Genomic DNA, 14,118 nt, shown 5'->3' on the forward strand with positions numbered 1-14,118 from the left:
AAAATTTGCGACTAACTTTTGAATTTTTTAGAGAGTTTTATGAATGGCTTCTCAATGTAATTAAATGAAAATTCAGAAAGCATCAACGTTATACCCAGCGATGATATTGCAAGATAGATGTTATGACTCATGTCATTATTCTGCATGCGGATCATCAAAAAAATGACGGGTGTATGCAAAAGATAGATTGAAAAAGAACGTTGCCCTAACCACTTGAAAACACCGACATCCAGTATTTTTAATGCTGGAAACGTTTCTTTTGTGAAAAGATTGACAGATAGTGCAGAAAAGAATGAGATAGCAAAGTATTCAACTAAAGATAATTTTAAAAAGCATATTGTGATAATAATTAATATTATTCCAGTAAAAGATATCAAAGATGAATATTTTGAAAGCTGATTTGAACTCTTAAGTATCCATTGATAACATAAGATTCCGGCACTCATGCAAAAAACGCATCTTATAATTCCGCTTGTCATCAAGGGGATGTTAGGAAGATTTATTCCGGTAACATCAAACTTAATAACTAAAGAAAGGATTAAAGTGATGAGAATAAATATTATTGGTGCTTTATTATAGCGGCAGCAAAGGAAAGTAATTATTGTCCCAACAAATAACTCAACTGAAATTGACCAACTAGGCCCATTAGTAAGAAGATGGAATCCAAGCCCCAATGAACTGAGTAATGTTAAATCGCCAAAAAGGTTTAAAGGGGTTACATTCCCTATCCATTCAGGATAAAACGCACCTATTGACATAGTGAGGAAAACGGGGACTAACAATGAAGTAAAAATATGCATTGGATAGAGACGAAACACTCTGACTACGAAAAATGATTTGAGGCTGAATAGTTTATCTCTAACAGGATGATGATAATTGTGATAGAGCACGATACCAGACAACATAAAGAATATATCAACGGCATAGACGGCGTTTTTAATCGGATAAATTTGTGAATTCCATCCAGTAAAGTTACCAAAAGCATGATGCAGGGCAACCATAACTGCAAGAATCCCTCTGATACCATCGAGATATTTTATTTTGTTGTTTGGTATCATTTCAGCTTACTGGGCTCGTTGGGTTGATTCGTCAATATTAGCATGCTTACTCAAATGCCTTTTCTCAACTAATCGCTTACCATACTTATGCATAGGGAGTTCAATATATTTGAAAGTCACTTTTGCGACGAAAATGGTCGCTAATACAGCTAATGTTGCGTAAATGATATTCGAGTTGAAGGAATTAGATTTAAAATGTAAAAACAGATAAACGATAGGGGTATGCATAATATAAATTGAAAAAGATAGTTTGCCGAGTTCTGACATTGTTTTGGATTCAAAAAAATCTCGAACCTCAAAATTAATGTGGGGCAGTATACATATTGCCAGGCTAATGCACAAAGTTAAAAAAATATAGTATGGAAGGGTAAGTTGCATACCAAAAAGAACAATCATCATAATTGAAAACATTAATGCGATATAGCACTTAGCCAGGTTTTCATGAATGGTAATTTGCTTGCTGAATTTCATGACAATCTGCAGAGCGCAGATTCCGGCCGACATACATAGCCAGCACCTTAATACACCATCACTAAGAAGGGGGTAAGCAGCCTGGGAGGCCCCTTTAACCTCAATATTTAAGAGTAGACACAGTGCTATACCAGTGAGGAGCAGTATCCATGGTACTACCCGATGGACACATGCCAGCAAAAGTATTAGCGTTCCTGCAAACATCTCTACTGAGATAGACCAACTTGGAATATTGGTTTTAGGAATAAACCCTACGCCAAGAGAGTTTGTTAAAGTAATATCACCAATAACATTGAAGGGTGTTATCTGACCCAGCCAGGATGGAAAAAATTCCCCGCTGGATATGAATAAGCAGAGTGGAACCAGGGCTACGGCAATGATATGGAGAGGGTATAATCGGAAGAAGCGGACAATGATATAATCTAAGGTGGATACAGACTTACTTTTGATTCTTGTCTCATAGGTATAGTAAAGAACTATTCCAGAAAGTATAAAAAAAATATCAACGGCATAATCGGGATTATGGAAAATATCATAGCCTGTGTGCCAACCAGTGAAATGGCTGTACGAATGTGAGAGAGCAACACCGAGTGCCAACATACCGCGTAGACCATCAAGGCCCAAAAGCTTCTTCATTCTTACCTATTCCTCAACCTAAATATACAAGAAAAAACGTTAAAAAAATGAATATTGATAGTGTAGCGAAATGCCTGAATATGTAAGGAATGTCAGTTTTCTTTAAGGAAAATATTAGTGCAGTTTACAATTAAAATCAACTTTAAAATCAGTCATTTCTTAAATATGGAATGGGGGGAGCATACATGAAAGTATGATTTCGACTATGCCTATAAGGGGGAAAGGTGAGAAGTGAGGTGCTTGTCAGGCACCTCAAACGGACTATTGTTGCTGGATAAGGATTGAATCGCAGCCTGCATTTTGATGTTTATCAATGGTCAGAGTTGATTTCATCCCATTAAAATCATGTGTGTCAAGAATCTTAGTGCCACCGCTAGGGATATGTACTTTTTCAGTTTTACCCTCATTATTTTCAATAGTGACATCAATGCCATCTGCATTTGGACAGCTGGTACTAATTGAGGATATTTTTAGACTCGCCACTTTTCTTAAGTACCAATTAACAACAGTAGGACTGTTTTGGCCGGGGTGTGCTGAAATAGTGCCATTGTCGTTAAGGTTGAATTCCCCCCAAATATCACCTTTGGTGACTAAGGCTGTTATCCATGCGGAGTTCAATCCGGTAGTGTATTTATCTAACCAATCTGGATAAGACTTTGAGAACAATGAAATAAAATCGAAGTATTCGTCAGGCGTAAAGTTACGATTTTTTTCAAAGATATACGCTGTAGCACCCTTCGATAAGGTAAAACCGTTGCCGATTTGCGTATATGCGTTACCAATGTTTTCATGCTTTAAAAGAGAGTTTGCGGGTATAGTAATCACCTGCTGGCCACTGGCCAAGATATGAGTTTGCACAGGGGTAACGACCACGACATACCTTGATTCTAAAGCCTCTAACCGTATGCCATCTCTAAGATCAACTTGCGAAGTATATTCTATTGTGTTATCAAGACCACGATGCGCCATGGTTTTGATCATGTCATCATTTAATACACCGCTTGAACTGTAAACCGTGATTTTCTCTTTAGAGTTTTTAGTTAGTGATTCAAGTTTTTCAATAAACAGAACATAATTTTTGTAGTTATCGATATGTAGTGGGTAAGCACGGGTAGGGAAAAACCCTGCCAATGAATTGAAGTTTTTAAATGCCGGAACGGTCGAGACAATATTAACAAGCAAAGATAATGCGCAGATTAAGACAATCAGTAGTGTTTGTGCTGCGGAATTCTTGATTGCTGTCAGAATTTTATATATGCCATAAATTGAAACGAACAAGAACCACATTGCGAATGGCAAACAATGCTGAACGCCTGGCGCTTGAGTTCGTGTAAAAAGATAGAAACTTAAAAATAAGTTCACTAAGCAAAAAGCCACAAATATCTTAGCCTTTTTATCTTTCTCAAAAGCTGCAAAAATCAGACCTACGATAAATATTGGGAACAAATACAACCCAATACCATACGCGGTATTATAGATGGATGTTGATAATTGGGATTGATAAGCAGAATAAATTACCGAATAATCCGTGGTTAATACACGGACAATCAAGTTCTTCTGAAATAAAATCGCGAGAATGACTGAAAAAACCCCGGAAAGGAAAAAGTTGAGGATAATGTTTCTGGCATTTTTTACCCTTCCTCCTTTTTTTGAATAGATTAAGAAGTTTAATACAGGTAAGGTTAGATATAACGTCACAATTGTAAAAGCATACCATCTACGGAACAAAAATGCTGACCAAAGGAAGATCCCGATCAGTATTGCTCTTTTCCAAACGACACCTTCGATAAGTGGCGTTTTCAGTACTAACAGTGTTGCCAATAGTATTCCAATTAGTCCTGAAATGTCAGGGTAACCTTTTAAAGTTGGTGACCAAAATGCTACAAAACTCGCTGTGACAATGAGTATCCACCATTTGAAAAGAGGGGCCTTTTCCTCCAAGACGCACTGCGTACACTTATAAAAAAGATACACAACCGGCACAAAATATAATATTTGAAGAGAAAGTATATACGTCAGTCTGGACGGTAAGCTAAGGTAATAAAAGGGTGTGATCAACGCAACAGGCAAAGCATTGTAGTCTTCATTGTATATACTGCCATATAAAGCAGTGAAAAACTCCCCAGGCTTACTAACGAGTAATTTTGAGAAATTTTCCCATATTCTCCAGTAACCATTGTAATCCCAGAAATAGATATGTTGTTCAGTATTTATGAATGTGGCGGTATGAATCACTATCCCTGCAATAAGGATAATGAAAATCCACAGTGTATTTTTTGCTTTAAACAAAGACATTTCATCACCATTTACAAATTTTCTTAATAGTTGGCTAGCAATCAATCAACTACACTTTGCAATTTACTCATTATCTTCCGTTTTCTTCTCAATGAAGAATTTCGGCCTTCCTTTGCTTTCGATGTATATTTTACCAATATATTCACCGATTACGCCAAGTGATAACATTTGAACGCCACCTAGGAAGAAAATTGCTATCATAACTGATGTCCAACCTTCCACAGTATTACCAATTATCTTCTCAAAAATAGCATAAAGGGCTGCGAGGGTAGATATAATACTTATGGAAAAACCAAGAACAGCAATCATTCTTAGAGGCGTAACTGTTAAGGATGTGATACCTTCGATTGCTAAAGCAATCATTTTCCCTAAAGGATATTTTGATTCGCCAGCGGTTCTAACAGATCGTGAATAGTATATTTTATCGTCTTTGAAACCGACTAAAGGTACCAGTCCACGAAGATATAGATTTTGTTCTTTGAATTCCATGAGGGCATTTTTTGCTGTTCGGCTTAATAGTCTAAAATCTGCATGGTTTGGGATCTGCTGCACACCCATCCATTTCATAAATGCATAAAAGTATTCAGCCGTTTTTCTTTTGAAGACACTATCGCTACTGCGATCATTCCGCACGCCATAGACTACGTGACAGCCGTTGTGATAGCTGTCCACCATTTTTTCAATAACCGAGCAATCATCCTGCAAGTCTGCATCAATACTGATAGTCATATCTGTATCAGCAGATTGTAATCCAGCAAGAAGAGCAATTTGGTGCCCTCGGTTGCGTGAAAGTTTAATGCCCTTGACATGTTTATTGACACTGCTTGCCTGTTCAATAATTTCCCAAGTCCTTTCTTTACTACCATCATCAGAAAAAATAACATGGCTAAGTTCGTGTATTTTATTCGAGATGATCAGCTGTTCTATGATTCCTGTCAATGTCTTAATGCACTCAGGAAGAACTTCTTGCTCATTGTAGCAAGGGACAATAATTGCCAATGTTGGCAGCGTCGCTTTCATTTCATTACCCAGTATTTATTAATGATAAATCCAGAGATTGTATAAATTATCATACCTGACAATTGGACAAGGTAAACAGACTCAGGATAGATGTGGATGAGTACTTTAATTACAATTAGGTTCGCTAAGTAGCAGATGAATGCACAAATGATGAACTTTACGAATTTTACTTTGGTAAGAGGAGTTGTGAACGTAAACAAAGAATTTACCAGAAAACTAAAAGCAATACCGATAGTATATCCCAAGGCATTAGAGAAATATAAAGACAGGCCGATTTTCATACATAAAAATATAATTACCGCAGTTATTGCTGTATTGGCGAGTCCTACTAATGCATATTTTATAGACTGCATTGGCAAAGTATTCTGGCTTGGCAATGTCTAAGGCCCTTTAAATAACTGGAATTTTAGCAGTTATTAAGATTCTTTCAAGGCAATGGTGTTTTTTTTTTGATAAAGTATCGGATGATTAATGTAAAGAGGGCGATTATTAGAAGACTATATTTTGTACTTAATTATTTTGTTGTCTTACGCGCTAGGGTAACTCATTGTTTTGTATGTACTTGTGGGTTTGTTTTTTATGTAATAATCAAACCCACTTTTTTAATTTTACTCAGCTAATTGTGGCTTTATAGTCTTTGAACCAAGCACCTTCTTCCCAATCAAAATCCCAGGCTTTTCAACGCAGCGATAGAGCAACGATCCCAGCGCATAGGTAATCGGGATGCAGATGGCACAGACCGTGACGAAGCGCATCATGTCGCTCTTACCGCCCAGACCGGTGTGGGTCAGCAGCAGCGCAATGGCTGGGATCACTATCAACAGGTGCAGCAGATAGACCGAGAAGGACACGTCACCTAACCAGGTGCTGACGCGGTTGTTCAGCAGCTTGCGGGGCAGGGCAATCACCTTGGTCATCAGGCTGCCTTCGGCGTACTGCCAGAGGATCGCGGCCATGCCGACAATCATTAGCACTTCCATCACCAGCTGCAGCGGAATGGCTTCCAGACCAATCACCTTACTGGCAACCGGACCCAGCAGCGCAAAGGCGACATACAGCAGCGCTTTACGGCGCACGGCTTCAGCCAACAGCATGCCGGACAGGAACATATTCAGCTTTATCAGGATCATTGAAGGCATTTCGAACGCTTCATAGTAGTCCGCCAGCACATAGCGGCCCACGCAGCACAGCACCATAAAACCAATTAGCGAGGTGGCGTAGCCAAAGCGCATGGTCACCAGCATGATGAACGGGAACAACAGATAGAACTGCATCTCCAGCCCGATGCTCCAGTCTGGCAGCACGGTATTAAAACCGTAAGCTGGTAACAGGCCGAACAGGAAGCTGAAATGGGTCAGGATATTTGCCAGCGACTGATCCGAGTAACGGGATGACTCGGTTGCCGTGCCGGAATAGAAGTGGGCGATGGTGTCGCGCATCTCACCGAACCACGGGCCGTATACCAGCGCGATAATCAGCAGTAAATAGTAGAGCGGGGCGATACGGAAAAAACGGCGCGTCCAGAAGGTCTTGATGGTGCTGGCGCTCTGCCACGGCTCTTTATGTTGGCGCTCAACATAGTTTTTGGCCATCAGGTAGCCAGAGAGAAGAATAAAGAGATCCACACCAATGCCAGGTGAGGAGATCAGCGTGATATGGCAATGAATCAGTAAACTGATATGACCAACCAGAACCCAGAGCGATGCGATGCCTCGCAGCCCCTCAAGTTCTGTCGACCAGCCTCGTGTGGCAGACATAGTAAATCCTCATACTTGTGTAAATTTTCGTAAGCCAAGCGTAAAGGACAGGTCAGCTGAAACAAGGTCTGTTGTTCCTAAAGTAAAATTTATCAGAATATCCCTGGGCTTTTGTTAATAGCTGGTTGTGCCGTTGATAACTTTCGCTCAACTAATCACCAATCTAATCGACTGAAAATTAATATTTTCTTGCAATTTATTCATACAATGATGCACAGGATCCCGTAAAACAGGCTGGTTTTTTTACACAGCAGATTATTGAGGGTGTTCCGTTGAAGAAGCGTCAGCTTGCAAGTATTAGTGTGGTTTTGGCTTTTGCCTCCCTGGCTCATGCCGATGACAATCCGTTGGCCTTTCCTATGACGCCTCCTTCTGTCGATGCCGCTTCCTGGGTATTGATGGATGCCACTACCGGCCAGGTGTTAACCCAGGGCAACGCCGATGAGCGTCGCAACCCAGCCAGCCTCACCAAGCTGATGACGGGATATGTGGTCGACCGTGCAATTGATGCCAAGCGCATCACGCGTGATGACATGGTAACGATAGGGCAGGATGCGTGGGGTGCGGGCAATCCGGTGTTTAAGGGATCGTCGTTGATGTTCCTCAAGCCTGGCGAGAAAGTCTCCGTCCGCGATCTGAGTCGTGGCGTGATTATTGACTCCGGTAACGATGCATGTGTCGCGCTGGCGGATTATGTGGCAGGCAGTCAGTCAGCTTTTGTTGATCAGATGAACCAGTACGTCACCAAGCTGGGTCTGACCAACACCCATTTCGAAACCGTTCACGGTCTGGATGCGCCAGGTCAGTTCACTACCGCCGGGGATCTGGCGAAGCTTTCCCGGGCGATTATTTCCGGCGAGCCCGATTTTTATCAGATGTATGGCGAAAAATCCCTCACCTGGAACGGCATCACCCAGCAGAATCGTAACGGTTTGTTATGGGATAAAACCCTGCACGTCGACGGTCTGAAAACCGGCCATACCGAAAGCGCCGGTTTTAATATCATTGCTTCCAGCGTGGACGGGCAGCGTCGTCTGATAGCGGTGATCATGGGCGGAAAGAGTACCAAAGGGCGTGAAGAGCAGGCGCGTAAACTGCTGACCTGGGGCCAGAACAATTTCGATACCGTGCAGCTGTTCCATGCTGGCAAAGAAATTGGTCATGAAAACGTTTGGTACGGCAATCCGCATCAGGTCTCCGTTGGCAGCGATAAAGATGTCTATCTGGCTCTGCCGCGTGATGAAGTGAAAAAGATTAAAGCGAAATACGTTATCGATCGTAAAGATCTGGAAGCACCGCTGAAGGCCCATGAGCAGGTGGGATCGATTCAACTGGTCGATGGCGACAAGACGCTGGCATCTTATCCGCTGGTTGCCCTGCAGGAAGTGAAGGAAGCAGGCATTATTACCCGCATCGAAGACTACATCAAACAGAAGCTGTAAGTGAAACAGGCGGCCCGCAATGGGCCGCCTGCTGCTTAAGGCTTGATGGCACCACCGCCATCCACCAGCACGGTTGAACCGGTGGTGTAGGCATTTCCGGCCAGAAACAGCACCGCGCGCGCCACATCTTCCGGCTGCCCCAGGGTTTTGGCGGGTAACGATTCGCGCAGAGTGGCAAAGAATTGCGCTTTTGCTGCGTGCTCCATGCCAGCCCACAGCGGCGTCTCAATCACGCCAGGGGAAACGGTATTCACGCGCACCGGCGAAAGCTCCAGCGCCAGACCCCGTCCTAATGACTCCAGCGCCGCGTTGATGGCGCCCTGCAAAACCGTTTTGCCAGGACGGACGCTCAAAAATCCCGACACAAAAGTCAGCGAGCCGCGTTCGGCAATGTTGGCCGCTCGGGCAACCCTGTAGGCTCCCCAAAACTTACTCTCCATTGCGCTGTAAGCGCTGTCCAGCGGCAGACTTTTCACCGGTCCGCCCGGCGTCTGTGCTGCTGAAATCGCAATATGATCCCAGGCCGGATGCGCAGCAAAGAACTGTTCAATCTGTTGATTGTCGGCGGTATCCAGCACGGCAACTTCGACGTCTCCCAGTCGGGCTGCGGCAGCCTGCAGCTTATCCAGACTGCGTGAGGCAATGGTCACCCTGGCACCTTCAGCCACAAATGCCGCCGTGATGGCTTCACCGATCCCGGAACTGCCGCCTACCACTAATACTTGCTGTTGTTTAAAAGTCATCATCTTCTCCTCAGGTTTTCCTCAAGCTTATGCCTCTCGCTTTCTTGACGGAATATGCAACACTTGCAAGGGATTGTTGCCGCTACATTGAGAATCGCTATGCTGAAAGATATCCGTGACATCGCCTTATTCAACGCCATCGTCGCCTGTGGTTCACTCTCTGCGGCCGGGCGACAGCTGGGATTATCGCTGGCTGTGGTCAGTAAAAGGCTGACGCAAATGGAGCAGCAGCTTGGCGTGCGTCTGTTTCATCGCACTACGCGGCATGTCTCGCTGACCGATGAAGGATTGGTGTTTACCGAGCATGCCCAACGGCTGCAGCAGGAGCTTGACTCGATAGAAAGTGCGCTCTCCTCAAGGCTGGGCAAAGCCAGCGGCACCCTGCGAATTACTTCCTCCCACAGTATGGGGCAGCGCTGGCTGTCGCCGATTGTCACCCGATTTATGCAACAGCATCAGAGCGTCAAATTGCATCTGCACCTGAGCGACCGGGTGATCGATCTGGCGGCCAGTGGTTACGATTTGGCAATACGCTACGGCGCGCTGGCGGATTCCCGGCTGGTCGCACGGGAACTGGTGCCAAATCAGCGGGTGCTCTGCGCGTCTCCTGCCTATCTGCAGCAGGCCGGTGAGCCACTGTCACTGGAGGAGTTAAGCGCGCACAGCTGCATTATCTCTGGCGATAACCCGGTCACCGAGTGGACCTTTGGCGCCGGGGGATCGCAGCGCAGCGTACAGATCAACGCCCGTTTTCACGTCAATACCGGGGAGGCTGCACACGGCCTGGCGCTGCACGGTGCCGGCATTGTGGTGAAATCTGTCTGGGATGTGGCAGATGACCTCACATCAGGCAAGCTGGTTCAGGTGCTCCCTGACCATCCTCTTCCCGCCGCACCACTGCATGCTATCTGGTTGAATGGCAAGCAACAGCCTCCGCGCGTGCGGCTGTTTGTCGATTATCTGCGCGAGGCACTCGCCCAACAGTGGCAGGATTTCAGCCTGACCCGGCCCGACTAAAGTCTTTTGCAGGCTGGCTCGCAAAACAACATTTCAGCGGCTTTTTTACTCGATCATCCATGCTTCTGACTGTATGTTTAACCAGTTATCCTAATGAGGAGCAAGAAGATGAATGTTGAAATCGTTGAGCGCGAAGAGAGCAAAACAGCCGGTTTTCATCTTGTGGGCCCGTGGGAAGTCACCGCACCCGAAGGCTTTGACAAACTGGTGGCCTGGACCAGTAAGCATAATGTGATGGGCCCATGGATGGGCGTGTATCACGGTAATCCGCGGGCGGTGCCCGCGGAAGAGCTGAAAATTGAAACGGTGATCGGCGTGCCGACCGACTTCGAGCTGCCTGAAGGGAGTGAGGGCGCCAGGCTCAGTATTATTCCCGCCGGAACCTATGCGATGAATCTGGTGCATGTGAACGACGGTGACTTCACTAAACCCTGGTATCAATTTTTCGATGAGTGGCTGCCCGACAGCGGGTATGTGATGGCGGAAGGGCCCTGTTTTGATCACTACCTGAACGACGGTTCGCAGAGCGGCGAATGGGATATCGAGCTCTATATTCCGGTTAGCAAGGCGGATTAGAAATGAAAGAGCAGCGCAATCCCTCACGCTGCTCTTGTTGCTAACCCTGCAAGCGGCATAGCCGGTTTTACCGTGCAGGTTTTAAAACGGCCTGCAAGGCTCCGCTGCGACGCTATTTACGCAGTTCTTCCTTCAGGTCCTTCACATCGCCAGCGCTGACCGGTGATGCGGCATTACCCCAGCTGTTGCGAACGTAGGTAATGACCTCGGCCATTTCCTCATCGCTTAAGGTGCCGGCAAACGAAGGCATCGCTGGCGCGGTTGGACGGGTATCGGTATCCACGCCACGGCTGCCCGCAACCACCACATGGATCAGCGAGGTGGCGTTCGGCGCATTCACCAGCGGGTTATTGGCCAGCTGAGGGAAGATATTCTTACCGCCCTGGCCCTGAGGCGCATGGCAGGCAGAACATTTCGCTTCATAAATCGTTGCACCGGTTTTCATCCGACTGTCGTCTGCGGCCAGTGCTGCCGGCTTGTCGTCGCCCTGTTTTGGCGTGGCTTTCAGGTAGGTGGCGACCGCTTTCAGATCCTCGTCGCGCCAGTATTGCGTCGAGTTCTTCACCGCATCCGCCATCGGCCCGGACGCGATGTCATACCGGTTTACGCCGGTACGCAGATAGCTGACGATATCTTCCTGCGTCCATTTGCCTAAACCGGCATGCTCATCGCTGGTCAGATTCGGTGCCCACCAGCCTTCGACCACCGCGCCGGACAGGAACGCGCTGTTCTTGTCACCGCCGAGTATGTTTTTCGGCGTATGGCAGGTTCCGCAGTGGCCTAACCCTTCAACCAGGTAAGCGCCACGGTTCCATTCCGCCGATTTGCTCATATCCGGCTTGAATTCGCCCTTATCGAAGTTCATCCAGTTCCAGACAATCAGACTGGTACGGACGTTAAACGGAAAGGGCAGCTGGTTGGACTCAATTTCCTGATGGATGGGTTGCAGGCTCTGCAAATACGCCCACAGGTCAGCGTTATCCTGGCGGGAGACTTTGGTATAGGCGGTGAACGGCATGGCGCCGTACAGCCGCTTGCCACCGTGGCCAATCCCTTCGGACATGGCGCGCTGGAAGTCATCAAAACTCCAGTTGCCTATACCGGTGTCACGATCGGGAGTGATGTTGGCGCCAACCAGTTTACCGAAAGGCGTGTTAAGGCCAACGCCACCGGCGAAGGGTTTTTTCGGATCGACGGTATGGCAGGCGGTACAGTCACCCAGCGTGGCGATGTAGCGGCCACGTTCAATCTGATCGTATTCCGGCTGGGCCCAGGCTTCAGAAACGCCGAGCACCGCGAGTGAGATCGCAGCCAGTGCGAAAAGCGTGCGCTTTTTCATGCGGTAATCATCTCCCCTGGACGTTTCAGATAGTACTGGCGGATATCGTGCGCGGCCTTAAAGGCCAACGCGCCGACGGTGCCAGTCGGGTTATATCCCGGGTTTTGCGGGAAGGCAGACGCACCGACTACGAACAGATTCGGCACATCCCAGACCTGCAGATGCTTATTCACCGAGCTGTTAGACGGATCGGCACCCATGACAAAGCCACCGCAAACGTGGGAAGACTGATAGGGCACGCTGTTCCAGTGGCCGCTGGTCGGCTTGGAAACGATCTGGCGCGGATTCATGGTTTTGGCAATTTCAGCCACTTTTCCGGTGCAGTACTGCGCCATACGCAAATCGTTTTCCGGGAAGTCGAAGGTGATACGCAGCAGCGGACGACCGTGCGGATCTTTGTAGTTCGGATCCAGCGACAGATAGTTAGTGCGTTGGGTATAGCTGCTGGCCTCACACCCGATTGACATGGTGCTGAGGTAGTTCTTCACCGTGGCCTTCTTCCAGTCGGATCCCCATTTTGGCGTGCCTGGCGGTACCGGGCGGCTGTTGATGGGCGCCGCGCCAATTGGCGTCACGCGAATACTGCCGCCGCCGAAGAAGCCCAGCCCGCTGTGGTCGAAGTTATCGTTATTGAAATCATCAATGCCCATTCCGACGGCACCGGCACCAATAAACGGGTTGAAATTCTTGTCGTCAAAGAACAGGGTGACGCCGTTTGCGGTCTGGTAGGCATAGTTACGGCCGGTGGTTCCGGTGTTGGTCACCGGATCGTAGGCTTTGCCGATGTTGGAAAGCAGCATCAGACGCACGTTCTCAAAGGTGTAGGCCGCGACGATCACCAAATCCGCCGGCTGCTCCCATTCATCGCCGCTGGAGTCGATAAAGGTGACGCCAGTGGCTTTTTTGCCGGTGGAGTCGGTTAAGACCTGCAACACTTCGCTGCTGGTATGCGCGGTAAAGTTGGGTTTGCGCATCAGGGCCGGCAGAACGGTGGTGATGGCGCTGGCCTTGGAGTAGTTAGCGCACCCGTAGTTGGTGCAGTAGCCACAGAAGGTACAGGGCCCCATGGTCACGCCATACGGGTTGGTGTAGGCCTCGGACACCAGCGATGAAGGCACGGCAAAGGCGTTATAGCCCATATTGCGGGCGGCTTCGGCAAACAGCGTCGGGCCGTAAGGTTGCTTCATCGGTGGCGTCGGATATTCACCGGAGCGGGAGCCTTCAAACTGGTTGCCGCCTGCCTGCTTCACGCCATTAAGTACGCCCGCTTTGCCGGAGGTGCCGGCAACACGTTCGAACTGCATATAATGCTTTTCAATTTCGTCCCAATCCACGCCCCAGTCCTGCAGCGAAAGATCGGAAGAGATGGCATTTGCGCCGTAACGTTCGGTCAGATGACTGCGCAGACGAAACTCTTCCGGCTGGAAACGGAAGGTAATTCCCGCCCAGTGGTTGCCCGCGCCGCCGGTGCCGTTACCGGGGTGGAACGATCCCCAGCTACGCATCGGTAAGGCGGTCTGTGAAGGATTGTTACGCATGGTGCAGGTGTTCTGGCGGGTGCGCAGCATCAGCTCTTCACGTTGCACATAACGCAGCTCATCGGTAATGGTGGCGACGTTAAAGTCCCGCGCCGTATCGCGCCACGGGCCGCGTTCAATGCCGACAATGTTTAGCCCTTCATCGGCCAGTTCATTGGCGATGATCGAGCCAGCCCAGCCCAGGCCGATGATGACCACATCTGTTTTTGGTAGTTTGGTCGCCATA

Annotated in this window: 12 protein-coding genes; 3 read left to right on the forward strand and 9 right to left on the reverse strand. The window is 47.5% G+C overall.

What is annotated here, in order from left to right; genetic code table 11:
* Window positions 1-11: 11 nt before the first annotated feature.
* The 6 genes from AC1UKS_RS07835 to AC1UKS_RS07860 form a co-directional block, all read right to left on the reverse strand.
* Window positions 12-1,058 carry an acyltransferase family protein gene (locus AC1UKS_RS07835; protein ID WP_482436311.1) on the reverse strand — a complete coding sequence of 349 codons (1,047 nt, stop codon included), beginning with the start codon at window positions 1,056-1,058 and terminating at the stop codon, window positions 12-14.
* A 6-nt stretch (window positions 1,059-1,064) separates the two neighbouring features.
* Complete coding sequence (locus AC1UKS_RS07840) at window positions 1,065-2,165, reverse strand: acyltransferase family protein (RefSeq protein WP_482436312.1); 1,101 nt, start codon at window positions 2,163-2,165, stop codon at window positions 1,065-1,067.
* Between the two features lie 261 nt (window positions 2,166-2,426).
* Entirely contained in the window at window positions 2,427-4,460 is a 2,034-nt protein-coding gene (locus tag AC1UKS_RS07845; protein ID WP_482436313.1) for a hypothetical protein, read from the reverse strand.
* Between the two features lie 63 nt (window positions 4,461-4,523).
* Window positions 4,524-5,480, reverse strand: coding sequence for a glycosyltransferase family 2 protein (locus tag AC1UKS_RS07850; protein ID WP_482436315.1), 957 nt, complete (start codon window positions 5,478-5,480; stop codon window positions 4,524-4,526).
* Window positions 5,477-5,833 (reverse strand): GtrA family protein, encoded by a 357-nt coding sequence (locus AC1UKS_RS07855; RefSeq protein WP_482436897.1) that lies wholly within the window; start codon window positions 5,831-5,833, stop codon window positions 5,477-5,479. The genes AC1UKS_RS07850 and AC1UKS_RS07855 overlap by 4 nt, the downstream gene beginning before the upstream one ends.
* Window positions 5,834-6,088: 255 nt before the next feature.
* Window positions 6,089-7,237 carry an acyltransferase family protein gene (locus AC1UKS_RS07860; protein WP_482436316.1) on the reverse strand — a complete coding sequence of 383 codons (1,149 nt, stop codon included), beginning with the start codon at window positions 7,235-7,237 and terminating at the stop codon, window positions 6,089-6,091.
* 272 nt (window positions 7,238-7,509) lie between these two features.
* Between AC1UKS_RS07860 and dacD the strand changes: the two genes are divergently transcribed.
* Window positions 7,510-8,679, forward strand: a complete 1,170-nt coding sequence (dacD, locus tag AC1UKS_RS07865) for a serine-type D-Ala-D-Ala carboxypeptidase DacD (protein WP_346566637.1) — start codon at window positions 7,510-7,512, stop codon at window positions 8,677-8,679.
* 35 nt (window positions 8,680-8,714) lie between these two features.
* Here the strand turns inward: dacD and AC1UKS_RS07870 are convergent, their stop codons facing one another.
* Window positions 8,715-9,425: an SDR family oxidoreductase gene (locus tag AC1UKS_RS07870; RefSeq protein ID WP_482436318.1), complete on the reverse strand. Its 711-nt coding sequence runs from the start codon at window positions 9,423-9,425 to the stop codon at window positions 8,715-8,717.
* Window positions 9,426-9,521: 96 nt separating this feature from the next.
* Between AC1UKS_RS07870 and AC1UKS_RS07875 the strand changes: the two genes are divergently transcribed.
* Entirely contained in the window at window positions 9,522-10,439 is a 918-nt protein-coding gene (locus AC1UKS_RS07875; RefSeq protein ID WP_482436319.1) for a LysR family transcriptional regulator, read from the forward strand.
* Window positions 10,440-10,547: 108 nt separating this feature from the next.
* Window positions 10,548-11,015, forward strand: coding sequence for a DNA gyrase inhibitor SbmC (sbmC, locus tag AC1UKS_RS07880; protein WP_482436320.1), 468 nt, complete (start codon window positions 10,548-10,550; stop codon window positions 11,013-11,015).
* A gap of 112 nt (window positions 11,016-11,127) precedes the next feature.
* Here the strand turns inward: sbmC and AC1UKS_RS07885 are convergent, their stop codons facing one another.
* Both AC1UKS_RS07885 and AC1UKS_RS07890 read right to left on the reverse strand, forming a co-directional pair.
* Entirely contained in the window at window positions 11,128-12,354 is a 1,227-nt protein-coding gene (locus tag AC1UKS_RS07885; RefSeq protein ID WP_482436321.1) for a c-type cytochrome, read from the reverse strand.
* Entirely contained in the window at window positions 12,351-14,117 is a 1,767-nt protein-coding gene (locus AC1UKS_RS07890) for a GMC family oxidoreductase (protein WP_482436322.1), read from the reverse strand. Before AC1UKS_RS07890 ends, AC1UKS_RS07885 begins: the two co-directional genes overlap by 4 nt.
* Between the last annotated feature and the right edge of the window lies 1 nt (window position 14,118).

The organism is Erwinia sp. AK-PDG3-5, from assembly GCF_056821705.1.

What these genes read in the sequence shown, in the direction of transcription:
- AC1UKS_RS07875 (WP_482436319.1), top strand. Translation starts at nt 9,522, where the DNA reads ATGCTGAAAGATATCCGTGACATCGCCTTATTCAACGCCATCGTCGCC.
- AC1UKS_RS07885 (WP_482436321.1), bottom strand. Translation starts at nt 12,354, where the DNA reads ATGAAAAAGCGCACGCTTTTCGCACTGGCTGCGATCTCACTCGCGGTG.
- AC1UKS_RS07890 (WP_482436322.1), bottom strand. Translation starts at nt 14,117, where the DNA reads ATGGCGACCAAACTACCAAAAACAGATGTGGTCATCATCGGCCTGGGC.
- AC1UKS_RS07835 (WP_482436311.1), bottom strand. Translation starts at nt 1,058, where the DNA reads ATGATACCAAACAACAAAATAAAATATCTCGATGGTATCAGAGGGATT.
- AC1UKS_RS07860 (WP_482436316.1), bottom strand. Translation starts at nt 7,237, where the DNA reads ATGTCTGCCACACGAGGCTGGTCGACAGAACTTGAGGGGCTGCGAGGC.
- AC1UKS_RS07855 (WP_482436897.1), bottom strand. Translation starts at nt 5,833, where the DNA reads ATGCAGTCTATAAAATATGCATTAGTAGGACTCGCCAATACAGCAATA.
- AC1UKS_RS07840 (WP_482436312.1), bottom strand. Translation starts at nt 2,165, where the DNA reads ATGAAGAAGCTTTTGGGCCTTGATGGTCTACGCGGTATGTTGGCACTC.
- AC1UKS_RS07850 (WP_482436315.1), bottom strand. Translation starts at nt 5,480, where the DNA reads ATGAAAGCGACGCTGCCAACATTGGCAATTATTGTCCCTTGCTACAAT.
- AC1UKS_RS07870 (WP_482436318.1), bottom strand. Translation starts at nt 9,425, where the DNA reads ATGATGACTTTTAAACAACAGCAAGTATTAGTGGTAGGCGGCAGTTCC.
- sbmC (WP_482436320.1), top strand. Translation starts at nt 10,548, where the DNA reads ATGAATGTTGAAATCGTTGAGCGCGAAGAGAGCAAAACAGCCGGTTTT.
- AC1UKS_RS07845 (WP_482436313.1), bottom strand. Translation starts at nt 4,460, where the DNA reads ATGTCTTTGTTTAAAGCAAAAAATACACTGTGGATTTTCATTATCCTT.